Source organism: Herbaspirillum sp. Her4, assembly GCF_057961335.1.
This window is the reverse complement of the sequence record NZ_CM176330.1, coordinates 4,731,399-4,755,007: the sequence shown is the minus strand read 5'-3', so window position 1 is coordinate 4,755,007 and position 23,609 is coordinate 4,731,399. Positions and strand designations below refer to the sequence as shown.

The window sequence follows — 23,609 nt, the reverse complement described above, 5'->3', positions numbered from 1 at the left end:
TCAGATTTCCAGGTTGTCGATCAGGCGCGTGGCACCCAGCTTGGCGGCAGACAGCACGACCAGCGGCGCCCCTTGTTCCATGTCGGCTGCTGAAGGCGGCTGCAAGTCGATGCGCTTGCGCACGGCCACGTAGTCCGGCTTCCAGCCACGGCCGGCCAGGCGTTCCATGGCCAGTTGCTCGACCAGGGCGACGTTGTGCTGGCCGCCGCGCACTTCGTTGGCGACGTCGTTGAGCACCTTGTAGAGCAGCGGCGCTTCGGCGCGTTCTTCGGCCGACAGGTAGCCGTTGCGCGAGGACAGGGCCAGGCCGTCGTCGGCGCGGTAGGTTTCGGCGCCCACGATTTCGGTCGGCAGGGCGAACTGGCGCGCCATGTTGCGCACGATCATCAACTGCTGGTAATCCTTCTTGCCGAAGACGGCGACGCGCGGCTGCACGCAGGAAAACAATTTCATCACCACGGTGGAGACCCCGGTGAAGAAGCCGGGACGGAATTCACCTTCCAGGATGTTGCCCAGGTCATTGGGCGGCTGCACGCGGTATTCCTGCGGTTCCGGGTACATATCCTTTTCGGTGGGGGCGAAGAGGACGTAGACGCCTTCCTTTTCGAGCTTCTCGACGTCGGCCTGGAAGGTGCGGGGATATTTGTCGAAGTCCTCGTTGGGGCCGAACTGCAGGCGGTTCACGAAGATCGAGGCCACCACCGGGTCGCCGTGGGTGCGCGCCAGGCGCATCAGGGACAGATGGCCTTCGTGCAGGTTGCCCATGGTCGCCACGAAGGCGGTGCGCAACTGGCCGCGCAGGTGGTCGCGGAGTTCTTCGATGGAGGAAATGATTTTCATGCGGATTCTCTGGTTGCGGGCGGACCGTCGCGTGGCTTGTCGCTCAAGCCTGCGCAGCCCGGCCCCGGTTGCCGGTCGGCTGCGCCCGCTCAGCTGGGCGAGTACGACAGTCTGACATAGATGGGCGCGAAGGCTTCGGCCTGGGTGATTTCGATGAGCGTTTCCTTGGCCAGTTCGAGCAGGGCGATGAAGTTGACCACCACCACCGGCACCCCGCGCGAGGGATCGAAGAGGTCCGAGAACTCGACGAAACGCGCCGACTGCAAACGCCGCAAGATGCCCGTCATGTGCTCGCGCACCGACAGTTCTTCGCGGCTGATGTGGTGATGCTGGGTCAGCTTGGCGCGCTTGAGGATATCGGCCCAGACCGCCTTGAGGTCGTCGATGTCGACCTCGGGCCAGCGCGTGACCACGGTCTGCTCGATGTGGACCTGGGTGCGCACGTAGTCGCGGCCGACTTGCGGCAGCTGGTCCAGCTCCTGGGCGGCCAGCTTGATCTGTTCATATTCCAGCAGGCGGCGCACCAGCTCGGCGCGCGGATCTTCCGGCTCCTCGCCGGGCTCGGCCTTCTTGGCCGGCAGCAGCATGCGCGACTTGATCTCGATGAGCATGGCGGCCATCAGCAGGTACTCGGCGGCCAGTTCCAGGTTCTGCTTGCGGATCTGCTCGACGTATTCCAGGTATTGCGCGGTGACTTGCGCCAGCGGAATGTCGAGGATGTTGAAGTTCTGCTTGCGAATCAGGTACAGCAGCAGGTCCAGCGGACCCTGGAAGGCTTCCAGGAAGACTTCCAGCGCATCCGGCGGGATGTAGAGGTCATTGGGCAGCTGGAACAGCGGTTCTCCGTACAGGCGTGCCAATGCCACGCCGTCGATCACGTCGGGCGTGGTGTCCTGCTGGCCTGCGGGGGTGATGTCGATGGCGTCGGCGCTGGGTTCCGCGCCGGGCTGGCCGGCGGGGTCCAGGCCACCTGCTTGAACCGTCATGCGAACAGCTTAGTGGCTCTGGTAAACGTAGGGCTGCTGGGCCACGCGCGAAGCCTTGTCACGGGCGGACTTGTCCAGGTCCAGCGGTTCCTTGTCCCACAGCAGGGCGCGGCCGGCGCGTTGGGACTCTTCCAGCTTCGGGTTCTTCGTCTTCAGTTCGTCGATGAACTGGGTGATTTCAGATACGTAGGTGGTCTTTTTTCCGAAGAGCATGATATTTTCAGGCCAAATGTTACACAGAAGCCGTATTTTACCTTGTCTTCATCAGGGATAATCAATTACCTATGCGTGAACCCATCTTCACCCGCCTGCGTCGCCACGCCGGTCATTTCGGCGCTTTGCTTGTCGCTCTGGCCATGTTTGGCTGCGACCGCAACGGCAATCCCATCGAGGAGTTCGGTTTGGACAAGTTGCAAAAGGGTGTTTCCAGCGAAGCCGACGTGCGCGGCGTAATGGGCCAGCCCGATACCGTCTGGGAAGACGGTGGCGGGGCCAAAACCCTGGAATACCCCAAGGGACCGGAAGGCATCCGGACCTGGATGTTCCGTATCGGGGCCTCCGGCACGCTGATCGACTACACGCAGGTGCTGACGCAGGAACATTTCGACACCATCCGTCCGGGTATGACAACTGAGCAGATCCGCCGCGAATTCGGCCGGCCGCGCAGCGTGGTGCAGTTCACCCGCAAGAACGAGGAAGTGTGGGACTGGAAGTATCACTACGTGCACGAGGACCGGCTCTTCAACGTGCATTTCGACATCACCACCAAGCAGGTCGTGCGCACCTCGATTTCTGAAATCTCGGGCCACTGAAGCGCTGCGGGTTCAGCGTATCCCCGCCCGCATGAACGACTGCACGAACTGCCGCTGGAACAGCAGGAACGCCAGGAGCAAAGGCGCAGAAGTCATCAGCGTGGCCGCCGTGATGATGGACCAGTCCACCCCCTGGTCGGTGGAGGAGAACACCTGCAGCCCCACCGTCAGCGGGCGCGATTCCACTGAATTGGTCACGATCAGCGGCCACAGGAAGTTGTTCCAGTGGGTACTGACCGAGACCAGCCCGAAGGCGATATAGATCGGCTTGGCCAGCGGCACATAGACCTGCATCAGGATCTGCCAGGCCGAGGCGCCTTCCACGGTTGCCGCTTCATCCAGCTCGCGAGGCACCGTCTTGAAGGTCTGGCGCAGCAGGAAGATGCCGAACGCCGAGGCGAAGTAGGGCAAGCCAATCGAGAGGATGGTGTCGCGCAGACCCAGCAGGTTCATGGTCTGGTAGTTCTCCACGATCAGGATGTCGGGCATCACCATCAGTTGCAGCAGTACCAGCATGAACATCACATTGCTGCCCCGAAAAGTGAAGCGGGCAAACGCATACGCGGCCAGCGTGGCCAGCACCAGCTGCGCCGCCAGGATCATCGTCACCAGCAGGAAGGTGTTGAGGAAATAGCGTGGAAACGGCGCGGCATGCCAGGCGTTGGCAAAATTCTGCAGCGTCAGCGGCGCATCCGGCACGAAGCGGGTGGCGTAGGCGGCCGGATGGAAGGCCGTCCACAGCGCATACAGCAGCGGCAGCAGCCACAGCAGCGCCAGCACCCAGGCAGAGACGGTTTCCAGCGCGCGATGGCGCTCAGCGAAGGGTGAGGTAGGCGCGATCATTGATAGTGGGTCCTGCGGTCAAGTACACGAAACTTCACCAGCGCAATCAGTCCCAGCAGGGCCAGCAGCACTACCGTCAGGGCTGCGGCGTAGGAAGAATCCCAGAAGGCGAAGCCAACTTCATAGATGTAGTACAGCAGCAGGGAGCTGGCATTGTCCGGCCCGCCCTTGGTCATCACCACGATGTGGTCCACCAGGCGGAAGGCGTTGATGAGCGCATTGATCAGCACGAACAGCGTGGTGGGCATGAGCAGCGGGAACTGCACGCGCCAGAAGTATTGCCAGCGCGACGCCCCTTCGAGTGCGGCGGCTTCGGCCAGCACCGGCGAAATCTGCTGCAGGGCGGCCAGGTAGAAGATCATGAAGAATCCCGCCTCCTTCCACACTGCCACCACCATCAGCGCACCCAGCACGGTCTGCGGATTGCCCAGCCAGTTGTGCGAGGGCAGGCCCAGCGCGCCGGTGATCTGCTCCAGCAAGCCATATTGCGGCGTATAGAAGAACAGCCAGATATTGGCCACCGCGATCATCGGCAGCACCGTCGGGGTGAAATAGGCCAGGCGCAGTATGCCGCGCCCGGCCAGTTTCTCGTTGACCCACAACGCCATCAGGATGGCCAGGGCGATGGCCAGCGGAATGGTGCCGAGGGCGAACCAGAGGTTGTTGCACAGGGCCTGCCAGAACACCGGATCCTCCGCCATCAGCCGGTAATTCTCCAGCCCGACGAAGACCGACGGGCGGGCTCCCTTGGGCGTGGAGAAGAAGCTGTGCCAGAGCGTGGCCAGCGCCGGATAGTGCGTGAAGGCGATCAGCAGCACCATGGCCGGTGACAGCAGCAGCCAGGGCAGCACGGAGGAGGGCAGGCGTTTCATCGGCAGGCCTTGTGCAACGGACCGCGCTTAGCGGCCGTAGGCGCGCAGGATGCGCTCGGCTTCGCGCTGGGCATCCTTCAGGGCAGCCTCCGGGGTCTTGGTGCCGGACAGCGCTGCCTGCAGGTTGTCGTTCAAGGCCTTGGTCACACGCTGGTTGTCGTGGGTAGACAGTTCAGCCACGCCATACTTCATCTGCTCGCGCGCCACGTCGGCGGCCGGGACGTCCTGCAAATATTTCTTCATTTCCGGGGTATCCCAGGCATCCTGGCGCGGGGCCACATAGCCGGTGGCAATGGACCACTGTGCCGCGCGTGCCGGCTCGGTGGCGAAGCGGATGAACTTCATGGCGGCCTGCTGCTCGGCCGGCGAAGTCTTGTTGAAGACGTAGAAGTTGCCGCCGCCGGTGGGGCTGCCCGGATGCTTGATGCCGGGCAGCATGGCCACGCCGAAGGGGAAGCTGGCGTTGGTGCGGATGTTGGTCAGGTTGCCGGTGGTGGTCCAGACCATGGCAGCCTTCTGCTCCAGGAAGTCCTTGGGCGTGGTGCCCCATTCGATGGAACCGGCCGGCATCACCTTGTCTTTTGTGGTCAGGTCGACCCAGTGCTGCAGGGCCTGCACGGCGCCCGGCTTGTCGAAGTAGGTCTTGGTGCCGGCGCTGTTCATGAGGATCGTGTCATTGGAAGCGGTCATGGCCTGGAACATCCAGTAGCCGAAGCCGGTGGAAGGAATCTTCACACCCCACTGGCTGACGTTGCCGGCGGCATCGCGCTTGGTCAGCTTCTTGGCGGCTTCCACCATCTCGTTCCAGTTGGCCGGGGCCTTGTCGGGGTTTAGGCCGGCTTCCTTGAACAGGTTCTTGTTGTAGTACATCACGATGGTCGAGCGCTGGAAGGGAATGCCCCAGGTCTTGCCTTCGGTCTGGCTGTTTTCCATGAAGCCCTTGTAGAAGCCGTCGATCCACTTCTTGTCTTCGGCGCTGCTGGCCAGGCTGTCGATGGGGACGATGGCGTTCTCGTCGATCAGGGTGAAGAGATCGGTCGAGAGCAGCACGGCCAGGGTCGGCGGGGTGCCCCCCTTGAAGGCGGTCAGTGCCTTGACGATGCTTTCCTGGTAGGTGCCGGCATAGATGGCCTTGACCTTGATGTCGGGATTGGCCTTCTCGAAATCGGCCACCATGCTGTCGATGGTCTTGGTGACCGCACCGCCCACGGCGACCGGGTAATAGAAGCTGATCTCGACCGGATTGGCGGCCAGCACCGGCGCACAGAAAGCGGCTGAGACAGCCAGGGCGGCCAGGGACTTGAGGAAGGTTCTACGCATGATGCATCTCCATGAGGTGGATGGGTTGGCTTGCTGCGGAAATCGTTTTACGGATCAGGACCGGCGCAGGCCGCTCTCCTGTTCGAAGAAATACTGGTCGCGGGCATCCCAGGCCAGGTGAACCGTTTCGCCCGCGTTGAACCGGTGTTGTCCGGGCGCGCGCACCAGCAGCGAGGCGCTGCCGATGCGCGCGCCGATGATGGTGTCGGCACCGAAGTATTCGACCGTTTCCACCTGGGCGGACGCAGTGGCCTCGCTGGCCGCTGCCAGGCGGATGTGTTCAGGGCGCAGCCCGAGTTGCAGGGGTATTTGGCCGAGCTCGTGCAGCACCACGTCGCTGCCGACAATGGCCAGGCCTTGCGCATGCGCTTGCAGGGGCAGCAGGTTCATCGGCGGCGTGCCGATGAAGCGGGCGGCAAAGGCCGTGGCCGGCTGGGCGTAGAGATCGGCGGGCGCTGCGTCCTGTTCGATGCGGCCTTCGCGCAGCAGGATCACCTGGTCGGCCATGCTCATGGCTTCGGTCTGGTCATGGGTGACGTAGACCATGGTCATGTTCAGCTGCTGCTGCAGGGCGCGGATCTCGCGGCGCATTTCCTGGCGCAGCTGCGCATCGAGGTTGGAGAGCGGTTCATCCATCAGGCACACCGGCGCATCGGCGATGATGGCGCGGCCCAGCGCCACGCGCTGCTGCTGGCCGCCGGAGAGCTGCGCCGGGCGGCGCTCCAGCAGGTGCGACAGGCCGAGAATGTCGGCCACGCGCTGCAGGCGCGACGCATGGCCTGCACGCGGCTCCTTGCGCACGCGCACGCCGAAGAGAATGTTGTCGCGCACGCTCAGGTGCGGGAACAGCGCATACGACTGGAACACCATGGAAATCTTGCGCTGCGCCGGGGGCAGTTGCGTGACATCGCGGCCGCCGATGTGGATGCTGCCGGAAGTGGGTTTGTCCAGTCCTGCGATCAGGCGCAGGGTGGTCGACTTGCCGCAGCCGGAAGGCCCCAGCAGGACGGTGAATTGTCCCGATTTGACCTCGAAATCGATGTTGCTCACCGCCTGGGCTTGACCCCAGTGCTTGCAGACGCCCTGCAAGGAGATGGCTGCCATGCTGGTTTCCTCGTGGAGATGTGATCACGCCGCCGCGCCGCTGCGGATCTGCTCCACCAGCAGGCGCGCGCTCGGTTCGTCGATGATCAGTTCGTTGATGAAGCCGCCGCGCAATGCAGCTTTGAGGCCCGGCAGCTTGCCGGTGCCGGAGACCACGCACAGCGAATGCGCGGCGCGCGCAAAGCATTCCATGTCCGGGCCGCTGTTGCGGGCATTGAAGGCCACATCGCGCCAGGAACCATCGGCGCGGAAGAAAACCGTGGCGATGTCGCCGACCAGGCCTTCGTCGCGCAGGATCTGGCGTTCTTCTTCACCCAGATAGCCAGCGGTATGGATATAGCTGCCGGTGGCCTCCGCCCCGATGGAGAACAGCAGGATGGAGGCGCGTTCCTGCAGGTCGCGGATGGCCTTGATGCTCTTTTCTCGCCATAAAGCCGTGCGCGTTTCGGGATAGTCGAAAAAGGCCGGCACCGGCAGGTGATGGGCGCGCGCACCATAGTTCTGCGCAAAGCGCGAGACGATGGATTCGCTGAAGCTGTTGATGAAGCTGGCACCGCTGCCGGAGCCATTCAAGGCGACCACGTCCACGTCATGCACATGGCGCGGCAGCAACTGGTCGGCGATCTGTGCCACGGTCGTGCCCCAGGCCAGGCCGATGACGGTGCCCGGCGTGACCAGGGAATTGACGTAGGCAGCAGCGTGGCAGGTGACCCGCTGCAGGGTTTCCTTGTCGGTAGCTGCCGCCGCCACCGGCACCACCTGGATCGACCGCAGCCGATAGTGATGGGCGATGGCCGCTTCCAGGCTGCCGGAGACCTGCTGCGGATCGTGTACGCGGATTTCCACCAGGCCACGGTCCAGTGCGAAGGACAGCAGGCGTGAGACGGTCGCGCGCGAAGTACCGATTTCGCTGGCAATCGCGGCGGTGGTCATGTTCTGGAAGTAGTAGAGCCGCGCTACGCGGACCGCCATGTAGGCAGTTTCCTGTCTATCCCCTTGGGCCATTGTTGTTGTGCTTACCAGTGAATGTGAACTTTTGGCGCATGCCCTCGGACTGCCCCCCGGCAGTCCAGGCGGACTGGGCCTCCTGACAACGTTTTCACGATGGTAGCGAGCGATTGTTACCGCTTGATGAACAAACGTTCCAATTTGCCGGGATGGCGGGGAGGCAAAAGAAAAGCGACGCACCAGGCGTCGCTTTCAAGAGGGATCACAGGACGAGAAACATCAGTGCCGCATCACGCGCCGCATCACGATGGGCGGGGCTTCCTGCGGATTGGCGCGGGTGTATTCCAGTTCCGGCGCGATCTCGAAGCCGAAGGCGGCATACAGGTCTACCAACTGCACCTGATCGGTGCGTACCGCCAGCCGCAATTCGCGCACATCGGCTGACTGGGCACGATGGATCAGGGCTTCCATCAGGTGCTGGGACAGGCGTTCACCCCGGAACGCCGGGGCGATGCCCATGCGGCGGATTTCCCAGACATCGCTTTCGGTGTCCAGAGGCAGCCAGCGCACCGAACCGGCGGGCGTCTCGCCACTGAGCAGGATGAAGGCACCGCCATGCTGCAGGTCTTCCTGCACATGGTCGGGTGCCTCGCGATGGCCCGAGGAACTGGGCGCAACCTTGTTGGCCCAGCTGTGACGGGTCAGTTCGGCGATCAGACTGGCATCTTCCGAGGTGGCTTCACGTATCACCAGGTTCATGACGTTCTTTCCTCCTGCACAGGCAATCGGCGGCGAATGCCTCAGCGCACGCGCATGCCCGGCTCGGCACCCGGCCAGGGGTTGAGCACATAGATGCCCGGATTGGCTTTCTCGTCCTTGGCGGAGGCGGCCAGCACCATGCCCTCGGAGACCCCGAACTTCATCTTGCGCGGCGCCAGGTTGGCCACCATCACGGTCAGCTTGCCGACCAGTTCTTCCGGCTTGTAGGCCGAGGCGATGCCCGAGAAGACATTGCGGGTGCGGCCTTCACCGACATCCAGGGTCAGGCGCAGCAGCTTGGTGGAGCCTTCCACCGCTTCGCAGTTGACGATCTTGGCGATGCGCAGGTCGACCTTGGCGAAGTCATCGATGGAGATTTCCGGCGCCAGCTCTTCGATGGCGCTTTCTGCCGCTGCGGGTGCGGCTGCAGGCGCTTCCGGCGCTTCGAACAGGGCATCCAGCATCTTGGGATCGACGCGCTGCATCAGGTGCGAATAGGCATTGATGACGTGGCCATCGGCCAGCGGCACGGCCACATCGCTCCACTGGAAGGGCTGGACCTGCAGGAAGGCTTCCACCTGGGCGGCCAGTTGCGGCAGCACCGGCTTGAGGTAGACGGTCAGGATGCGGAAGGCTTCCAGCAGGCGACTGCAGACTTCGTGCAGTTGCGCATCCTTGCTGCTGTCCTTGGCCAGTTCCCAGGGCTTGTTGGCGTCCACGTAGGCGTTGATGGCGTCGGCTTGCTCCATCACCAGGCGCAGGGCCTTGCCGTATTCGCGCTGCTCGTAGAGGCTGCGGATCTCTTCAGCCACGCCTCGCAGCTTGACCAGGAAGGCATCGTCAGCGGTGGCCCACTGGGTGGAAACACGACCTTCGAAGCGCTTGGCGATGAAACCGGCAGCGCGGCTGGCGATGTTGACGTACTTGCCGATCAGGTCGGCGTTGACGCGGGCGACGAAGTCGTCCGGGTTGAAGTCCACGTCTTCCACCTTGGCATTCAACTTGGCGGCGATGTAGTAGCGCAGCCATTCCGGGTTCATGCCGATATCCAGGTAGCGCAGCGGCGAGATGCCGGTGCCGCGCGACTTGGACATCTTCTCGCCGCTGACCGTGATGAAGCCGTGCGCGAACACGTTGGTCGGCGTCTTGCGGCCGGCGAACTTGAGCATGGCGGGCCAGAACAGGGTGTGGAAGTAGGTGATGTCCTTGCCGATGAAGTGATACTGCTCGGTCTTGTCATCGGCCATGAAGGCGTCGAAGTCGCGGCCGGTCTTGACGAAGTAATTCTTCAGCGAAGCCAGGTAGCCGATGGGCGCGTCCAGCCAGACGTAGAAGTACTTGCCCGGTGCGTCCGGGATCTCGATGCCGAAGTAGGGCGCGTCGCGGCTGATGTCCCAGTCGCCCAGGCCGCCTTCGCCGTCCAGCCATTCGCGGGCCTTGTTGGCCACTTCCGGTTGCAGGCGGTTGCTGTCCAGTGCCCATTCGCGCAGGAAGGCCACGCACTTCGGATCCGAGAGCTTGAAGAAGAAATGTTCAGACGACTTCATCACCGGGGTTGCGCCCGAGAGGGTCGAGTAAGGATTCTTCAGGTCGGTCGGCGAATAGACCGCGCTGCAGTTCTCGCAGGAGTCGCCGTACTGGTCCTTGGTGCCGCACTTGGGGCATTCGCCCTTGATGTAACGGTCCGGCAGGAACATGTTCTTCACCGGATCGTAGAACTGGTCGATGGTCTTGGTGGAGATCAGCTTGGCCTCGTCGCGCAGGGCGCGGTAGATCTCCTGGGACAGTTCGTGGTTCTCGGGGCTGTCGGTGGAGCTCCAGTTGTCGAAGGCGATGTGGAAGCCATCCAGGTACTGCTTGCGGCCGGCGGCGATGTTGGCCACGAACTGCTGTGGCGTGATGTTGGCCTTTTCGGCGGCGATCATGATGGGCGCGCCGTGGGCGTCGTCGGCACCGACGAAGTGCACCTCATTGCCCTGCATTCGCTGGAACCGGACCCAGATATCGGCCTGGATGTATTCCATGATGTGGCCGATGTGGAAAGCGCCGTTGGCGTAGGGGAGTGCGGTCGTGACGAAGAGTTGGCGAGGTGCGGAAGTGCTCATTGGCGATACGGACGATGCAAGTAGGTTAAGGCGCGTGCGCGCCGAAAAAGCAAGAAAGCTGCAAGAAAACTGCCATGAAAGAGGGGCATTCTATCAGTCAGAGGGCCTTGGGCGCAGTAGTTGCTCCATTGCAATCAAAGTGAAGCTTTGTGCAAGGGTGGTTTGATTGCCGCACAGGGCGGCCCTGGCGCGATTGGTTTAGACTTGCGGGTTCTGAGCAAGGAGAACCAATGAGCATTACCGTGGAAGAGATCAAGGCGGCCCTGTTGCAGGTGATCGACCCCAATACCGGCAAGGACATGATCCGTGGCAAGGAAGCCCGCAACATCCGCGTCGAGGCTGGCCGCGTGCTGCTGGATGTGGAGCTGGGCTATCCGGCGGCCAGCCAGATTGCACCTATCCGCCAGCTGGTCGAAGAGGCGCTGGGCAAGCTGCCGGGCGTGACCGCAGTCGAGGCCAACGTCTACTTCAAGATCGTGGCGCACGCGGTGCAGCGCGGCATCAAGCTCAAGAGCAACGTCAAGAACATCATCGCCGTGGCCTCGGGCAAGGGCGGGGTGGGCAAGTCCACCACGGCGGTCAACCTGGCGCTGGCGCTGTCGGCCGAGGGCGCGCGCGTGGGTATCCTGGATGCCGATATCTATGGTCCTTCGCAGCCCATGATGATGGGCATCTCCGGCCAGCCCGAGACCAAGGATGGCAAGACCATGGAGCCGCTGGAAAACCACGGCCTGCAGGTCTCGTCCATCGGTTTCATGATCGATCCGGACGAGCCCATGGTCTGGCGCGGCCCCATCGTCACGCAAGCCCTGCAGCAATTGCTGGACCAGACCAACTGGCGCGACCTGGATTACCTGATCGTCGACATGCCGCCGGGCACTGGCGATGTGCAGCTGACCTTGTCGCAGAAGGTGCCGGTCACCGGTGCGGTCATCGTCACCACCCCGCAGGACATCGCTCTGCTGGATGCCCGCAAGGGTTTGCGCATGTTCGAGAAGGTTGGCATCCCCATCCTGGGGATCGTGGAAAACATGAGCATGCACGTCTGTTCCAACTGCGGCCATGCCGAGCCCATCTTTGGCGTGGGCGGTGGCGAGAAGATGTGTGCGGACTTCGGCGTGGACTTCCTGGGGGCCTTGCCGCTGACCATGGAGATCCGCCAGCAGACCGATTCCGGCAAGCCTACCGTAGTGGCCGATCCGGATGGCAAGGTCGCCGAGATCTACAAGGCCATCGCCCGCAAGGTGGCCGTGAAGGTGGCCGAGAAGGCGCGCGACATGACCAGCAAGTTCCCCAGCATCGTGGTGCAGAACGACTGATGTCCGCCCCGGGGCGGCCAGCCGGCATGGCGTGCCGCCCTGCAAAGGCGTTAAAATGACGCCTTTCCGAATTCCTTTGCTTGACCGATGGCCGGCCCTGGCATTCCAGGACCGGCCTGATTTTTACTCGCTATCATGACTGCCACTCAAGTTCGTACCCGTTTCGCTCCCAGCCCCACCGGCTACCTGCACCTGGGCGGTGCCCGCACGGCGCTGTTCTCCTGGGCCTATGCCCGTCGCTTCGGCGGCACTTTCGTGCTGCGCATCGAAGATACCGACGTTGAGCGTTCCACCCCGGAAGCGGTGCAGGCCATCATCGAGGGCATGCAGTGGCTGGGGCTGGAGCATGACGAAGGTCCGTTCTACCAGATGAAGCGCATGGATCGCTATCGCGAAGTGATCGCCCAGATGCTGAAGCAGGGTACGGCCTACTACTGCTACTGCACCCCGGAAGAAGTGGAAGCCATGCGCGAGCGCCAGCGTGCGGCCGGCGAGAAGCCGCGCTACGACGGCACTTGGCGTCCCGAGCCGGGCAAGACCTTGCCGGCGATCCCTGAAGGGCGCAAGCCGGTGGTGCGTTTCAAGAATCCGCAAGACGGCGAGGTGAGCTGGAATGATGTGGTCAAGGGCCCCATCACCATCTCCAACCGTGAGCTGGACGACTTGGTGATCGCCCGTCCGGACGGCACGCCGACCTACAACTTCTGTGTTGTGGTGGATGATTGGGACATGAAGATCACCCACGTCATCCGTGGCGACGACCATGTGAACAATACGCCGCGCCAGATCAATATCCTGAAGGCTCTGGGCGGCACGCTGCCCGAGTATGGCCACGTGCCGATGATCCTGGGGGCGGATGGCGAAAAGCTGTCCAAGCGCCACGGTGCGGTGAGCGTGATGGATTACCCGGCCCAGGGCTATCTGCCTGAGGCCATGCTGAACTATCTGGCGCGCCTGGGCTGGAGCCATGGTGACGACGAGATTTTCTCGATGCAGCAGTTCTGCGAATGGTTCGACCTGGATCACCTGACCAAGGCGCCGGCGCAATTCAATCCGGAAAAGCTGAACTGGCTCAACAACCACTACATCAAGCTGGCCGACAACGCTCGCCTGGCGGATCTGGTCCGCCCGCTGCTGCAGGCACAGGGTGCGGTATTCGAAGGTGCGCCTGATCTGGCGGCCGTGATTGCTCTGCTGAAGGATCGCGCCAATACCGTCAACGAGATTGCGGCTGCGGCGCTGATGTTCTATCGCCAGCCGGCCCCGGATGCGGCCCTGGTGGCCCAGCACATTACCGAGGCGATCAAGCCGGCGCTGGCTGACTTTGCCCAGCGCGTGGCGACGGTGGAGTGGAGCAAGGAAGCGATTGCGCCGATGATCAAGGAAGTGCTGGCTGCGCACGGCATCAAGATGCCACAGCTGGCGATGCCGTTGCGTTTGATCGTGGCGGGGCAATTGCAGACGCCGGCCATTGACGCCGTGCTGCAATTGTTTGGCCGTGAGGCTGTAGAGGCACGCTTGGCGGCATATCTTTGAAAAAAAGAAATTATTTTTCAAAAAGCTGTTGTCTTTTGAAAAGAGGTATTGCATAATCTCGCTTCTTCGCAACGGGGGTATAGCTCAGCTGGGAGAGCGCTTGCATGGCATGCAAGAGGTCAGCGGTTCGATCCCGCTTACCTCCACCAGCGACCCGCAGATGTTTGGCGGTGATATTTCAGGTGAAGCTTGAAGTGTAGAAGTAAGAAGTAATGTGAAGTACCTGCTTGTCCCCTTCGTCTAGAGGCCTAGGACATCACCCTTTCACGGTGAGTACGGGGGTTCGAATCCCCCAGGGGACGCCAGATTTTGATATCTGCGCTGTCACCCAGCAGGCAGCGCAGGTATGTAGCGGTACAGTGTCCCCTTCGTCTAGAGGCCTAGGACATCACCCTTTCACGGTGAGTACGGGGGTTCGAATCCCCCAGGGGACGCCAGGTTGTGAGGCAGTCCGGTTGCCGCCGGATTGTTGGAAAGTTGAAGTAGTCTGATTGATCAGGCTACCTTGAGGTTGGATAGTCCGGAGTTTGGGACTTTTCCTTTCGCAGGGGGTATAGCTCAGCTGGGAGAGCGCTTGCATGGCATGCAAGAGGTCAGCGGTTCGATCCCGCTTACCTCCACCAGCGACCCGCATGGAAATGTGGGGTGAATTGGCGGAAGAGCTGATTCGAGGAATGTTGTAGTTGTGACCGTTTTGTCCCCTTCGTCTAGAGGCCTAGGACATCACCCTTTCACGGTGAGTACGGGGGTTCGAATCCCCCAGGGGACGCCAAATAAAAAAGCCCGCGCAAGCGGGCTTTTTTGTTTGGTGGCACCTAGCGATGTGCTTGAGCACATCGCGGGGGGGATTCGAAAGGTTTCGCTTGCAAGCGAAACCGGGCCCGCGGCACGTGGGCGAATCCCTCGCTCGCGCAGCGAGCGTTAGAGGAATGTTGAGCGCGCACCTGAGGCGATCCAAGCCAACCCAGTCAACCGAAAGCCCGCGCAAGCGGGCTTTTTTGTTTGGTGTGAACCATCCCAATTTATTTGACACTCTTTCGATGAGTGGATGGGGTGTTAGGTGGAGCAAGGCTTACGGCAAGGCAACGGGATTTCAGTTGGACATATAGAGGGAGCTGAAGCAGGTAGAAAGCGCGAGACGATGTGCAGGCAGGCGCAAAAGCGTTACTTAAGGGTGGATCGACGGTATTTGTAAAGCGTCCAAAAATGGCTCGCAGGATTGGACCGATTCGCGGGGGGCAGGCAAACACGGCCAGATTATGCCAACCAGACCTAACAAGTCCTTAGCGCCGCAACATTGCATCGAGGGGCGGGGCTTATCCTGATCCTGCCTCCGAATCTGGCTCAGGCATCTAAGATGGTTGCCCAATCGCTAAGGATTAAAAACTAGGAGAGGTTTCATGCCGCCTTGAAATGCAAAATGCTCGACGTGGTGCACCGAGCATTTATGTCGCAGAAACCCTGCAAAGCCATTTTAGGACTGGCCCCTACTTTCCTTTCGCAGGTGGCTTATGAACAGGTAATGTCGGATGCTTGGGCTTCGTGGGAGGATTTACATGGTGTCTACGATCATCTTGTCCATCTTCTCGTTTTGGTTTTGGTCCTGGTTTTATGAATGTTGACATCATAGCTCCCGAATAGTAACGACGTTATGGTCAATACGTAGCGTACAAGTGGCTTATGCAAGTACCACAAACCGGACGCCCTATCTCAGCGGCATTAGCCCGAGCATATGCCTCGGACTGACATGCAAAGACAGTTTGCGCCGATTCTTGCTTTTTCATCTTCTTGCAAATTGAATAAACAGGAACAGAGCATTTGCCAGGCTCCGTCATCTCCCCTTCGAACAAATGATATTCGTGAGTATCACGACGTTTATGCATTGTATAAACAGCCATATCACATCGCCTCCGTTAAAATATCTAGGCCAACTTGCGCAATTATTAGAAGTGAAAAATGAACAAAAAGTCAAGCTTGTGGTTTGATAAATAGATGCAATGCGGAGCGTTGCTGGTAGGGAAATTTTTCAGATTTTTTTATCGTCTGACGAATCAGCTATCAGACCAGGGACCTCTTCTGATAAATTCTCTTTATTGCTATTTAGCCATGAGAGAGCGATATGCCGATGAATTATGAGCAATATCAAGAAGAAGTTACGGCGGACATCGCGGATGTTTTAGCGAATGCACAGTGCCAACCAATTTTGTTTATTGGCTCCGGATTTACTAGGAGGTATGCCAATGGGCCAAACTGGCGAGAGCTCCTGTCTTCGCTGGCTAATCAATGCCCTGTCATTGAGAAAAATTTTGCTTACTACATGCAAACTTATGGAAATGATCTTAAGAAGATCGGATCTGTTTTTGCAGACGCTTACCGAGAATGGGCTTGGGGAGATGGAAAGAGTAACTTTCCTGAGGAATATTTCACTACACAAGCACCCAGTGATATTTTCTTGAAGCACGCAATTGCTGAACTTTTAAAAAATATTGGCCCGGATACAAATGGCTCTTATGGTTCGCCGGAGTTAGATGCGGAAATCAAAGCGCTTAAAAATATAAGCCCGCATGCGATCATCACGACAAATTACGACGAACTAATAGAAACGCTCTTTCCAGATTATGAGCGCGTAATCAGTCAACAGATTATGCGAAAAGGCTACCTGTCAATCGGTGAAATTTTCAAAATACACGGGTGCCGAACAGTTCCGTCATCAATCGTGATAAGTGAGGCGGACTATACGAGATTTTCTGAAGACCACAAGTACCTCAGCGCAAAGCTATTGACATATTTCATTGAGCATCCGCTCATCTTTATTGGATATAGGGCGGACGATCCTAATATCAAATCGATTCTTTACGATGTAGATCGAATGGTGCGAGCTGAATTTCAGCTAGTACCTAACATTTATATATTAGAGAGAAATGAAAAAATAAATGATGAGTCATATCCGGCGCGTGACAAAGTAATCTCGGTCGCAAACGATGTAAATATTCGTATAAAAAGCATCTCCGCATCATCATTTGAATGGGTTTTCAACGCTTTTGGGCAAGCAGGAAACCTAGAGAAAATAAATACAAAATTACTCCGTGCGCTCATGGCGAGATCAGTTGAACTGATTAGAACGGATATTCCTAAAAAGCATGTGGAAATCAATTTTGAACAACTTGAGCACGCTGTGGATTCTGGCGAATCTTTCGCCAAACTATTCGGCGTGACTTCATTGTCAGATCCATCAAAAGTTAATCTCAGCTACAAATACACGCTTACAGGAGTAGCGCAACAATTAGGTTTCAAAACATGGCACAAAGCAGATGAATTAATAACTCTGCTAAAAGATGAAACTGGTTTTGATATGAAATCAACTGACACGAAATACCATATCAAACTAAAAATGGGTCACGCTTCCACCTCTATGTTTCATAAATATAGCGATGCGGCGGTTGATCTTTTACGCAAACTAATGACCGGAAGTGAGTACGAATTAGACTATGAACCGGTAGATCCAGAGCAAGTCATGAAGCAAGCAATGTGATGCAATAAAACATGAAGCCACAAAAAATTGTGAGGTTTTTATCTCACCTAGCGATGTGCTTGAGCACATCGCGGGGGGGATTCGAAGGGTTTCGCTTGCAAGCGAAACCGGGCCCGCGGCACGTGGGCGAATCCCTCGCTCGCGCAGCGAGCGTTAGCCTACGATTGAGCGCGCACCGAACGCAATCCAAGCCAACCCAGCCAGCCGAAAGCCCGCGCAAGCGGGCTTTTTTGTCTGCTGGCACCTAGTGCATTTGTCTCCCCAGTAACATTTTCCCCCCGGCATTTTGCGCTATCCTCCCGGCAAACCTCACCGCAGGAGCCTTCATGACCGCAGCCGCCCATCTCGACATCGACCCTCGTGGCCTGGCCACGCTGACCCTCAACCGCCCTGATGTCCACAATGCCTTCGACGATCAACTGATCGCCCACCTGATCGACCTCATCAACGAGGCGCGTGACGACAAGCGTACTCGCGTCCTGCTGCTGGCCTCCACCGGCAAGTCCTTCTCCGCCGGTGCCGACCTGGCCTGGATGCGCCGCATGGCCGACGCCTCGCGCGAGGACAATCTGCGCGATGCCCGCAAGCTGGCACTGTTGATGGAAACCCTCAACAGCTTCCCGGCACCGACGGTGGCCAAAGTGCAGGGCGCGGTCATGGGTGGTGGTGTCGGCCTGGTCTCCTGCTGCGACATCGTGGTGGCTTCCGAGGCGGCCTTCTTTGCGCTTTCCGAAGTCAAACTGGGCCTGGCTCCGGCGGCCATCAGCCCGTACGTGATCGCCAAGATGGGCATATCGCAGGCGCGCCGCTTCTTCGTCTCGGGCGAGCGTTTCTCTGCCGTCCGCGCCGCCGCTATCGGCCTGGTGCATGAAGTGGTGCTGGCCCAGGAACTGGATGCCAAGGTCCTTCAAGTGATCGATACCTTGCTGGCCAACGGACCACAGGCCATGCGCGCCGCCAAGCAACTGGTACAGGTCGCCAATCCGCTGCAGTTCACGCCTGAACTGGCGGAATATACGGCCGGCGTCATCGCCGACCTGCGCGCCTCCCCGGAAGGGCGGGAGGGCCTGCGCGCCTTCCTCGAAAAAGACGCCCCGGCCTGGACACGCGCTTCATCTTCAGCAGGATAAACATGAAATCCATGCACGTAGCTATCGCCGGTGCCGGTCCGGCCGGATTGGCCATGGCGCTCTACCTCAAGCGCGCCGGCCATCGCGTCACCTTGCTGGAGCGCTTCGTTACGGCCGCGCCAGTCGGTTCCGGCCTTATCCTGCAGCCCACGGGACTGACGGTACTGGAAGACCTGGGCTTGTTCTCGCGCATCGCCGCGCTGGGCCAGCGCATCGACCGCCTCTACGGAGCTGATGCCCGCAGCGGCAAGACGGTGCTGGATGTGCGGTATGACGCGGTGCGCGGAGGACGCTATGGCATTGCGGTCCATCGTGCGGCCCTGTTCGGCGTCCTGCAGGAAGCGGCGCAACGGGAAGGGATCGAAGCCGAAACCGGCCATGAGATCAACGGCCTGGAACAGGGCAGCGCAGGTGCCAGCCTGAGCACTGCGGATGGCCGCCGCATCGGTCCCTTCGATCTGGTCATCGATGCCAGTGGTGCCCGTTCGCTGCTGCGCCGCCACGCGCTCAATACCTGCGAGCCGAAGCGCCTGCCCTATGGTGCCTTCTGGGTTTCCTTGCGCGCCCGGCCCGGCCTGTCGTTCGGTGTGAATTCGCTGGTACAGCGCTATCGCCGCGCCAGCACCATGATCGGGGTGCTGCCCATCGGTCGCCCGAGGCTGCAGGATGATCCCATGGTGGCCTTCTTCTGGAGTACCAAGCCGGACCAGGTGGAGCAGCTCAAGCAACGAGGGCTGCAAGCATGGAAGGAGGGAATTCATGCGCTGTGGCCGGAATGTGAACCCTATCTGGCCCAGATCGATGGCTTCGAACAGATGACGCTGGCGCGCTACGGCCATCACACCCTGCCTTCGCCCTATGGCCAGCGGCTGGCCATCATCGGCGACGCTGCTCACTCCACCAGCCCGCAGCTGGGGCAGGGGGCCAACATGGCCTTGCTCGATGCACGAGCGCTGATTCATGCCCTGCAGCAGTCCGATACGCTGCAACAAGCGCTGCCGCGCTATGCCGCCTCGCGACGCCGCCACGTGCGGACCTTCCAGGCGATGTCGGCGATGTTCACGCCGTTCTACCAGTCCGATTCGGTGTGGTTGCCCTGGGTGCGCGACCAATTGGCGGCGCGCTTGTCGGTAGTGCCGCCCGCACCGCAAATGTTGGCGCGGATGGTGGCCGGCACGTTGGTCGATCCCTTCACGTCGATTGGCTTGCAGGAGCGCGACTGGAACATGGCACCCCAGCCCTCGGCCCTGGGCTGATCGCGTTCAGCCCGGGAAGACGTTTTCCTTCACTTGCGCTCTTCGCGGCAGAACAGGCGGCCGCGGCGCTGGCAGCGTTCGCGTTCCTCGGGCGTCATCGCTTCCCAGCGTGCCTGCATGAAGCGGCGCTTCTCATGCCAGCCGCCATGCCGCCCGCGGAAACCGCCGAACAGCACCCGGCACAGCACCAGCAATCCCAGCGCCCGCCAGAAGCCGATCTCGGCTACGCCCGGGAAGATCGGCGGCATCACCCAGTTCCACAGCAGCATCACCACCACGCCCAGCACCGGCACGCACAGCAGGCACAGCAGGAGTTTCACGCCCCAGCGGCGCGGATCACGCCCGCCACGGAAGCCACGATCGCGGCGCGCCGGGGTGGGGGGATTTTGAGGCATGTCGTTCTGTTCCATTACATCTCCAATTCGTCATAAACCGCCTGCAAGCGCTCGCGCAGATGCAGGACTGCATAGCGCTTGCGCGCCAGCAGGGTATTGAGGCTGGTGCCACTGGCAGCAGCCATTTCCTTGAAACTGAGGCCATCGAGTTCGTGGGCAATGAAGACCTCGCGCTGCGCTGGCGGCAATTCGTCCAGTGCCGCCTGCAGGGCCTCGATCAGCGCCGCACGCGCATAGGCCGCTTCCGGACCGCCATCGCTGGCCGGCAGCACCAGGTCCAGCCGCCAGCTGTCTTCGCCACCCTCGACTTGCTCGATGTCGTGCGCCTCGGGCAAGGGCTCTTCCTTCTTCTTGCGGAAGCGGTCGATGATGCGGTTGCGTGCCACCCGGAACAGCCAGGCGCTGACCTGCTCGATGGGCTCCGGCAGGCGGTAGGCCTGGACGAACTCGTAGAACACTTCCTGCAGGATGTCTTCGGCCTCGCCGGCGTCCGCCACCCGGCGGCGGATGAAGCCGCCCAGCCGGCTGCGTTCGCGCATGACGGTGGCGGTGATCTCGCGGTCCTGGTCGCTCATCGGGGAGAGGGTGGAAATGGGCTGCATGCCCTGAAGACGGTTGTTCTCAGGGCATATTGTGGCTCGGCAGGAAAAAATGGGGGGAAACTGCGAAGGGGAAATGAAGAAACAAGCAAAACCAGCGCGTTTGCGCGGGGAGCCATGGCCCTGCAAGCCGCTCCCCGCCTGAGGGTCCAGCCCTTACAGTTCGATGCGCGTGCCCAGCACCTGCAGGAACTGCGCCAGCCACGCCGGATGTGCCGGCCAGGCCGGGGCCGTGACCAGTTTGCCGTCGGTGATGGCGGCATCCACGGCGATATCGGCGAATTGCCCGCCGGCCAGCTTTACTTCCGGCGCGCAAGCCGGATAGGCCGAGACCTTCTTGCCTTCCAGCACGCCCGCCGCAGCCAGCACCTGCGGACCGTGGCAAACGGCGGCGATGGGCTTGTCAGCCTTGGCGAAGGCTTGCACCAGCTCGATCACCTTGGGGTTCAGGCGCAGGTATTCCGGGGCGCGGCCACCGGCCACTACCAGCGCGTCATAGCCTGCCGCGCTGACATCGTCGAAGCTGGCGTTGAGGGCGAACTGGTGGCCGGGCTTCTCGGTATAGGTCTGGTCGCCTTCGAAGTCGTGGATGGCGGTTTTGATCTTGTCGCCGGCTTTCTTGCCAGGGCAGACCGCGTGCACAGTGTGGCCGACCATCTGCAGGGCCTGGAAGGGCACCATGGTTTCATAATCCTCGGCGAAATCACCGGTCAAGAGCAGGATTTTCTTTGCAGCCATCGTCATCTCCTTGGGATAAGGCCGCCGGCGCGGGGAGGGACCGGGCGGCCGGGTTGAAACACATCTTGTTGCGGGCTCGCTTGGGCAGGATTCACTCCAGCCAGCGCATCCGGCGCGACTGTCCCATCAGGAAGTCGCGGTTGAGCTCCACGCAGTCGCGCAGGTAGCTCCACAGGGCTGATACCCGCGCCACATGGCGCTGCTCGCTGGAAGCCACCAGCCAGAAGGTGCGGGTGATGGCGATCTGTTCGGGCAGTACCGGCACCAGCTCGTCGGACTGCTGCGCCAGGAAGCAGGGCAGGATCGCCAGCGCGCGGCCGGCGCAGGCCGCCGTGTATTGCGCTACCACGCTGGTGCTGCGGAAGGCCCGGAAAGCGTCGGGTGCCACCGTATCCTTGTAGCGCAATTCTTCACTGAAGACCAGGTCATCGATATAGCCGATGAAGTTATGTTGCGCCAGGTCATCCATGGTGTGAATCGGCGCGTGCCTGTCCAAGTACTTACGTGAAGCATAAAGCTTCAGGACATAGTCGGACAGTTTTGTGACCACGTAATTACCCGACAGCGGCCGTTCGATCGACACGCTGATGTCGGCCTCATGCTTGGACAGATTCACGAAACGCGGCATCGGCAGCATGTCCACCGTGATGTGGGGATTGCGGGCACAGAAATGCGCGATGTGCGGTGCCAGCACGAAGGTGCCGAAGCCTTCGGTCGCGCCTAGCCGCACCTGGCCGGAGAGCTTGCTGTTGTGTCCGCCCAGTTCTTCAGTGGCGGCATAGAGGGTGCTTTCGACCTGCTCCGCATATTCCACCAGCCGGTAGCCGTCGGCGGTGAGCTTGTAGCCGTGGTTGTTGCGGTCGAAGAGCTGGCTGCCGACCTGCTCCTCGAAGCGCTTCATGCGGCGCGAGACGGTGGAGTGGTCGATGCCCAGCTTCTTGGCGGCATCCACCAGGCCCTGGCTGCGGGTGAGTTCGAGAAAGATCCTGAGGTTGTCCCAGTCCAGCATGTGGTCTCCATGGTTGCATCGCCGCCGATGTGCATCAATGCAAAAGCGTTTTGTCTTTGTGGTTATTGTATCGATAAATACGCACATGCAGAATAGCGGGGCCGTGATGCCGCCCGGGAAGACAGAGGCGACAGACGGCAGGAGACAACGGCAAGACCCGGCGTCCATGAACGCGGGCAGGTCCGACAACAATCACAAGATCAAGGAGACAAGATGTCCAAGAACGCTTTCAGCCGTTCCCTCACGGCTGCGGCCGTGGCCTGCACGGTGTCGCTGGCCACCACGGCCATGACGGCCATGCCCGCTCGCGCCCAGGATGCCAATACGGTCAAGATCGGCGTGCTCACCGACATGTCCGGCCCCTACTCGGCCATGGGCGGCCAGGGTTCGGTGGTGGCCGCCAAAATGGCGGTGGAAGACTGCCTCAAGAATGAATGCAAAGGCATGAAGATCGAGATCCTCTCGGCCGACAACCAGAACAAGCCCGACGTCGGCGTGACCCGCGCCCGCGAATGGCTGGACCGCGACAAGGTCGAGGCCATCGCCGATCTCACCAATTCCTCGGTGGCGCTGGCGGTGCAGAAGCTGATCAAGGAAAAGGGCGGCATCGCCATGTACAGCGGCCCGGCCACCGGTGCGCTGACGACGGCCGAATGCGCCACCAACGGTTTCCACTGGATGTTTGATACTTACTCGCAAGCCGCCGGTGCGGCAGCGGCGCTGACCAAGCTGGGCAACAAGTCCTGGTACTTCGTTACAGTGGACTATGCCTTCGGCCACTCGCTGGAGAAGGATGCGTCCGATGTGGTCAAGGCCAATGGCGGCACGGTGGTGGGTTCGGTGCGCCATCCGCTCAATGCCTCGGACTTCTCCTCCTTCCTGCTGCAGGCGCAGGCCTCCAAGGCCCAGGTGATCGGGCTGGCCAATGGCGGCACCGATGTGGTCAACGCCATCAAGCAGGCCCGTTCCTTTGCCGTCGGCGGCAAGGACCAGCGCCTGGTGGCGCTGCTGGTGTTCCTGTCTGACGTACATGCGCTGGGGTTGGAGGCCGCGCAAGGCCTGGTCTATACCGATGGCTTCTACTGGGATTACGACGAGCAGACCCGCGCCTTCTCCAAGCGCTTCGAAGCGCAGTTCAAGAACATCAAGCCGACCATGGTGCAGGCCGGTGTCTATTCCAGCGTCTACCAGTTCCTGAAGGCGCGCGCGGCCGCCAAGACCTCGGACTGGAAAGTGGTGGCGCAGAAGATGCGAGAAATTCCGATCTCCGACGCCGTCATGCGCAACGCCTCCATCCGTCCGGATGGCCGCGTGATCCACGACATGTACCTGTACCAGGTAAAGACCCCGGCCGAGTCCAAGGCCCCGTGGGATTACCTGAAGCTGCTGTCGGTGATCCCGGCCCAGCAGGCCTTCCGTCCGATGGACGCGGCCTGCCCGCTGGTCAAGCAGTAATGCCTGTGGCCGGGAGCTGCTCCCGGCGTTGCTCTCCCCATCCTGTTCACC

21 protein-coding genes and 5 tRNA genes are annotated in these 23,609 nt (G+C 60.7%); 12 read left to right on the top strand and 14 right to left on the bottom strand.

All coding sequences use genetic code 11. The features are described from left to right. The 3 genes from panC to ACWFUC_RS21470 all read right to left on the bottom strand — a co-directional run bounded on the left by panC (position 1) and on the right by ACWFUC_RS21470 (position 2,039). Positions 1-840, bottom strand: a complete 840-nt coding sequence (panC, locus tag ACWFUC_RS21480; protein WP_204726688.1) for a pantoate--beta-alanine ligase — start codon at positions 838-840, stop codon at positions 1-3. Positions 841-929: 89 nt separating this feature from the next. Then, positions 930-1,826, bottom strand: a complete 897-nt coding sequence (locus ACWFUC_RS21475; protein WP_134222841.1) for a segregation and condensation protein A — start codon at positions 1,824-1,826, stop codon at positions 930-932. Between the two features lie 9 nt (positions 1,827-1,835). Beyond that, complete coding sequence (locus ACWFUC_RS21470) at positions 1,836-2,039, bottom strand: DUF3460 family protein (RefSeq protein ID WP_034337181.1); 204 nt, start codon at positions 2,037-2,039, stop codon at positions 1,836-1,838. Positions 2,040-2,110: 71 nt separating this feature from the next. On the opposite strand from ACWFUC_RS21470, the gene bamE reads away from it, so the two are divergent. Continuing rightward, positions 2,111-2,638, top strand: coding sequence for an outer membrane protein assembly factor BamE domain-containing protein (bamE, locus tag ACWFUC_RS21465; RefSeq protein WP_489623226.1), 528 nt, complete (start codon positions 2,111-2,113; stop codon positions 2,636-2,638). 12 nt (positions 2,639-2,650) lie between these two features. On the opposite strand, the gene ACWFUC_RS21460 is transcribed toward bamE, so the two are convergent. The 7 genes from ACWFUC_RS21460 to metG all read right to left on the bottom strand — a co-directional run bounded on the left by ACWFUC_RS21460 (position 2,651) and on the right by metG (position 10,589). Beyond that, the gene (locus ACWFUC_RS21460; protein WP_209535709.1) at positions 2,651-3,481 is read right to left on the bottom strand and encodes a carbohydrate ABC transporter permease; all 831 of its coding nucleotides are present in this window, start codon (positions 3,479-3,481) and stop codon (positions 2,651-2,653) included. Then, complete coding sequence (locus tag ACWFUC_RS21455; protein ID WP_489623225.1) at positions 3,478-4,353, bottom strand: carbohydrate ABC transporter permease; 876 nt, start codon at positions 4,351-4,353, stop codon at positions 3,478-3,480. Before ACWFUC_RS21455 ends, ACWFUC_RS21460 begins: the two co-directional genes overlap by 4 nt. 27 nt (positions 4,354-4,380) lie before the next feature. Beyond that, positions 4,381-5,673: an ABC transporter substrate-binding protein gene (locus tag ACWFUC_RS21450; RefSeq protein WP_121042064.1), complete on the bottom strand. Its 1,293-nt coding sequence runs from the start codon at positions 5,671-5,673 to the stop codon at positions 4,381-4,383. Positions 5,674-5,727: 54 nt separating this feature from the next. Further along, positions 5,728-6,777 (bottom strand): ABC transporter ATP-binding protein, encoded by a 1,050-nt coding sequence (locus ACWFUC_RS21445; RefSeq protein ID WP_121042062.1) that lies wholly within the window; start codon positions 6,775-6,777, stop codon positions 5,728-5,730. Between the two features lie 24 nt (positions 6,778-6,801). Then, a complete protein-coding gene (locus ACWFUC_RS21440; RefSeq protein WP_489623224.1) occupies positions 6,802-7,782 on the bottom strand; it encodes a sugar-binding transcriptional regulator in 981 nt (326 codons plus the stop codon). Between the two features lie 222 nt (positions 7,783-8,004). Continuing rightward, positions 8,005-8,484 carry a GNAT family N-acetyltransferase gene (locus ACWFUC_RS21435; protein ID WP_039784909.1) on the bottom strand — a complete coding sequence of 160 codons (480 nt, stop codon included), beginning with the start codon at positions 8,482-8,484 and terminating at the stop codon, positions 8,005-8,007. A gap of 41 nt (positions 8,485-8,525) precedes the next feature. Then, positions 8,526-10,589, bottom strand: coding sequence for a methionine--tRNA ligase (gene metG, locus ACWFUC_RS21430; protein WP_489623223.1), 2,064 nt, complete (start codon positions 10,587-10,589; stop codon positions 8,526-8,528). A 230-nt stretch (positions 10,590-10,819) separates the two neighbouring features. Here metG and apbC point away from each other — a divergent pair, with 230 nt between their 5' ends. The 10 genes from apbC (at position 10,820) to ACWFUC_RS21380 (ending at position 19,362) form a co-directional block, all read left to right on the top strand. Continuing rightward, entirely contained in the window at positions 10,820-11,908 is a 1,089-nt protein-coding gene (gene apbC / locus ACWFUC_RS21425) for an iron-sulfur cluster carrier protein ApbC (protein WP_134136079.1), read from the top strand. Between the two features lie 135 nt (positions 11,909-12,043). Further along, positions 12,044-13,444, top strand: a complete 1,401-nt coding sequence (gltX, locus tag ACWFUC_RS21420; protein ID WP_489623222.1) for a glutamate--tRNA ligase — start codon at positions 12,044-12,046, stop codon at positions 13,442-13,444. Between the two features lie 73 nt (positions 13,445-13,517). After that, positions 13,518-13,593: transfer RNA gene (locus ACWFUC_RS21415), tRNA-Ala, on the top strand. Between the two features lie 80 nt (positions 13,594-13,673). Next, positions 13,674-13,749, top strand: a tRNA-Glu gene (locus ACWFUC_RS21410). Between the two features lie 56 nt (positions 13,750-13,805). Continuing rightward, a tRNA-Glu gene (locus tag ACWFUC_RS21405) sits at positions 13,806-13,881 on the top strand. Positions 13,882-13,991: 110 nt separating this feature from the next. Further along, positions 13,992-14,067: transfer RNA gene (locus ACWFUC_RS21400), tRNA-Ala, on the top strand. 73 nt (positions 14,068-14,140) lie between these two features. Beyond that, positions 14,141-14,216, top strand: a tRNA-Glu gene (locus ACWFUC_RS21395). A gap of 1,347 nt (positions 14,217-15,563) precedes the next feature. Then, positions 15,564-16,976: an SIR2 family protein gene (locus ACWFUC_RS21390; RefSeq protein ID WP_489637325.1), complete on the top strand. Its 1,413-nt coding sequence runs from the start codon at positions 15,564-15,566 to the stop codon at positions 16,974-16,976. Between the two features lie 326 nt (positions 16,977-17,302). After that, positions 17,303-18,106, top strand: a complete 804-nt coding sequence (locus ACWFUC_RS21385) for an enoyl-CoA hydratase-related protein (RefSeq protein WP_489623218.1) — start codon at positions 17,303-17,305, stop codon at positions 18,104-18,106. Between the two features lie 2 nt (positions 18,107-18,108). After that, on the top strand, positions 18,109-19,362 hold the full coding sequence (locus ACWFUC_RS21380; protein WP_489623217.1) for an FAD-dependent oxidoreductase: 1,254 nt from the start codon (positions 18,109-18,111) through the stop codon (positions 19,360-19,362). A gap of 29 nt (positions 19,363-19,391) precedes the next feature. On the opposite strand, the gene ACWFUC_RS21375 is transcribed toward ACWFUC_RS21380, so the two are convergent. The 4 genes from ACWFUC_RS21375 to ACWFUC_RS21360 form a co-directional block, all read right to left on the bottom strand. Beyond that, positions 19,392-19,772, bottom strand: a complete 381-nt coding sequence (locus ACWFUC_RS21375; RefSeq protein ID WP_287027658.1) for a hypothetical protein — start codon at positions 19,770-19,772, stop codon at positions 19,392-19,394. Beyond that, complete coding sequence (locus ACWFUC_RS21370) at positions 19,772-20,359, bottom strand: RNA polymerase sigma factor (protein ID WP_034329923.1); 588 nt, start codon at positions 20,357-20,359, stop codon at positions 19,772-19,774. The genes ACWFUC_RS21375 and ACWFUC_RS21370 overlap by 1 nt, the downstream gene beginning before the upstream one ends. Before the next feature lie 153 nt (positions 20,360-20,512). Continuing rightward, entirely contained in the window at positions 20,513-21,094 is a 582-nt protein-coding gene (locus ACWFUC_RS21365; protein WP_034329926.1) for a DJ-1/PfpI family protein, read from the bottom strand. A 91-nt stretch (positions 21,095-21,185) separates the two neighbouring features. Then, positions 21,186-22,103, bottom strand: coding sequence for a LysR family transcriptional regulator (locus tag ACWFUC_RS21360; protein ID WP_489623216.1), 918 nt, complete (start codon positions 22,101-22,103; stop codon positions 21,186-21,188). Positions 22,104-22,316: 213 nt separating this feature from the next. Between ACWFUC_RS21360 and ACWFUC_RS21355 the strand changes: the two genes are divergently transcribed. Beyond that, positions 22,317-23,558, top strand: coding sequence for an ABC transporter substrate-binding protein (locus ACWFUC_RS21355; RefSeq protein WP_489637324.1), 1,242 nt, complete (start codon positions 22,317-22,319; stop codon positions 23,556-23,558). Positions 23,559-23,609: the final 51 nt, after the last annotated feature.

Coding starts and splice junctions, on each gene's coding strand:
- panC (WP_204726688.1), bottom strand. CDS start 840: ATGAAAATCATTTCCTCCATCGAAGAACTCCGCGACCACCTGCGCGGC.
- ACWFUC_RS21475 (WP_134222841.1), bottom strand. CDS start 1,826: ATGACGGTTCAAGCAGGTGGCCTGGACCCCGCCGGCCAGCCCGGCGCG.
- ACWFUC_RS21470 (WP_034337181.1), bottom strand. CDS start 2,039: ATGCTCTTCGGAAAAAAGACCACCTACGTATCTGAAATCACCCAGTTC.
- bamE (WP_489623226.1), top strand. CDS start 2,111: ATGCGTGAACCCATCTTCACCCGCCTGCGTCGCCACGCCGGTCATTTC.
- ACWFUC_RS21460 (WP_209535709.1), bottom strand. CDS start 3,481: ATGATCGCGCCTACCTCACCCTTCGCTGAGCGCCATCGCGCGCTGGAA.
- ACWFUC_RS21455 (WP_489623225.1), bottom strand. CDS start 4,353: ATGAAACGCCTGCCCTCCTCCGTGCTGCCCTGGCTGCTGCTGTCACCG.
- ACWFUC_RS21450 (WP_121042064.1), bottom strand. CDS start 5,673: ATGCGTAGAACCTTCCTCAAGTCCCTGGCCGCCCTGGCTGTCTCAGCC.
- ACWFUC_RS21445 (WP_121042062.1), bottom strand. CDS start 6,777: ATGGCAGCCATCTCCTTGCAGGGCGTCTGCAAGCACTGGGGTCAAGCC.
- ACWFUC_RS21440 (WP_489623224.1), bottom strand. CDS start 7,782: ATGGCCCAAGGGGATAGACAGGAAACTGCCTACATGGCGGTCCGCGTA.
- ACWFUC_RS21435 (WP_039784909.1), bottom strand. CDS start 8,484: ATGAACCTGGTGATACGTGAAGCCACCTCGGAAGATGCCAGTCTGATC.
- metG (WP_489623223.1), bottom strand. CDS start 10,589: ATGAGCACTTCCGCACCTCGCCAACTCTTCGTCACGACCGCACTCCCC.
- apbC (WP_134136079.1), top strand. CDS start 10,820: ATGAGCATTACCGTGGAAGAGATCAAGGCGGCCCTGTTGCAGGTGATC.
- gltX (WP_489623222.1), top strand. CDS start 12,044: ATGACTGCCACTCAAGTTCGTACCCGTTTCGCTCCCAGCCCCACCGGC.
- ACWFUC_RS21390 (WP_489637325.1), top strand. CDS start 15,564: ATGCCGATGAATTATGAGCAATATCAAGAAGAAGTTACGGCGGACATC.
- ACWFUC_RS21385 (WP_489623218.1), top strand. CDS start 17,303: ATGACCGCAGCCGCCCATCTCGACATCGACCCTCGTGGCCTGGCCACG.
- ACWFUC_RS21380 (WP_489623217.1), top strand. CDS start 18,109: ATGAAATCCATGCACGTAGCTATCGCCGGTGCCGGTCCGGCCGGATTG.
- ACWFUC_RS21375 (WP_287027658.1), bottom strand. CDS start 19,772: ATGGAACAGAACGACATGCCTCAAAATCCCCCCACCCCGGCGCGCCGC.
- ACWFUC_RS21370 (WP_034329923.1), bottom strand. CDS start 20,359: ATGCAGCCCATTTCCACCCTCTCCCCGATGAGCGACCAGGACCGCGAG.
- ACWFUC_RS21365 (WP_034329926.1), bottom strand. CDS start 21,094: ATGGCTGCAAAGAAAATCCTGCTCTTGACCGGTGATTTCGCCGAGGAT.
- ACWFUC_RS21360 (WP_489623216.1), bottom strand. CDS start 22,103: ATGCTGGACTGGGACAACCTCAGGATCTTTCTCGAACTCACCCGCAGC.
- ACWFUC_RS21355 (WP_489637324.1), top strand. CDS start 22,317: ATGTCCAAGAACGCTTTCAGCCGTTCCCTCACGGCTGCGGCCGTGGCC.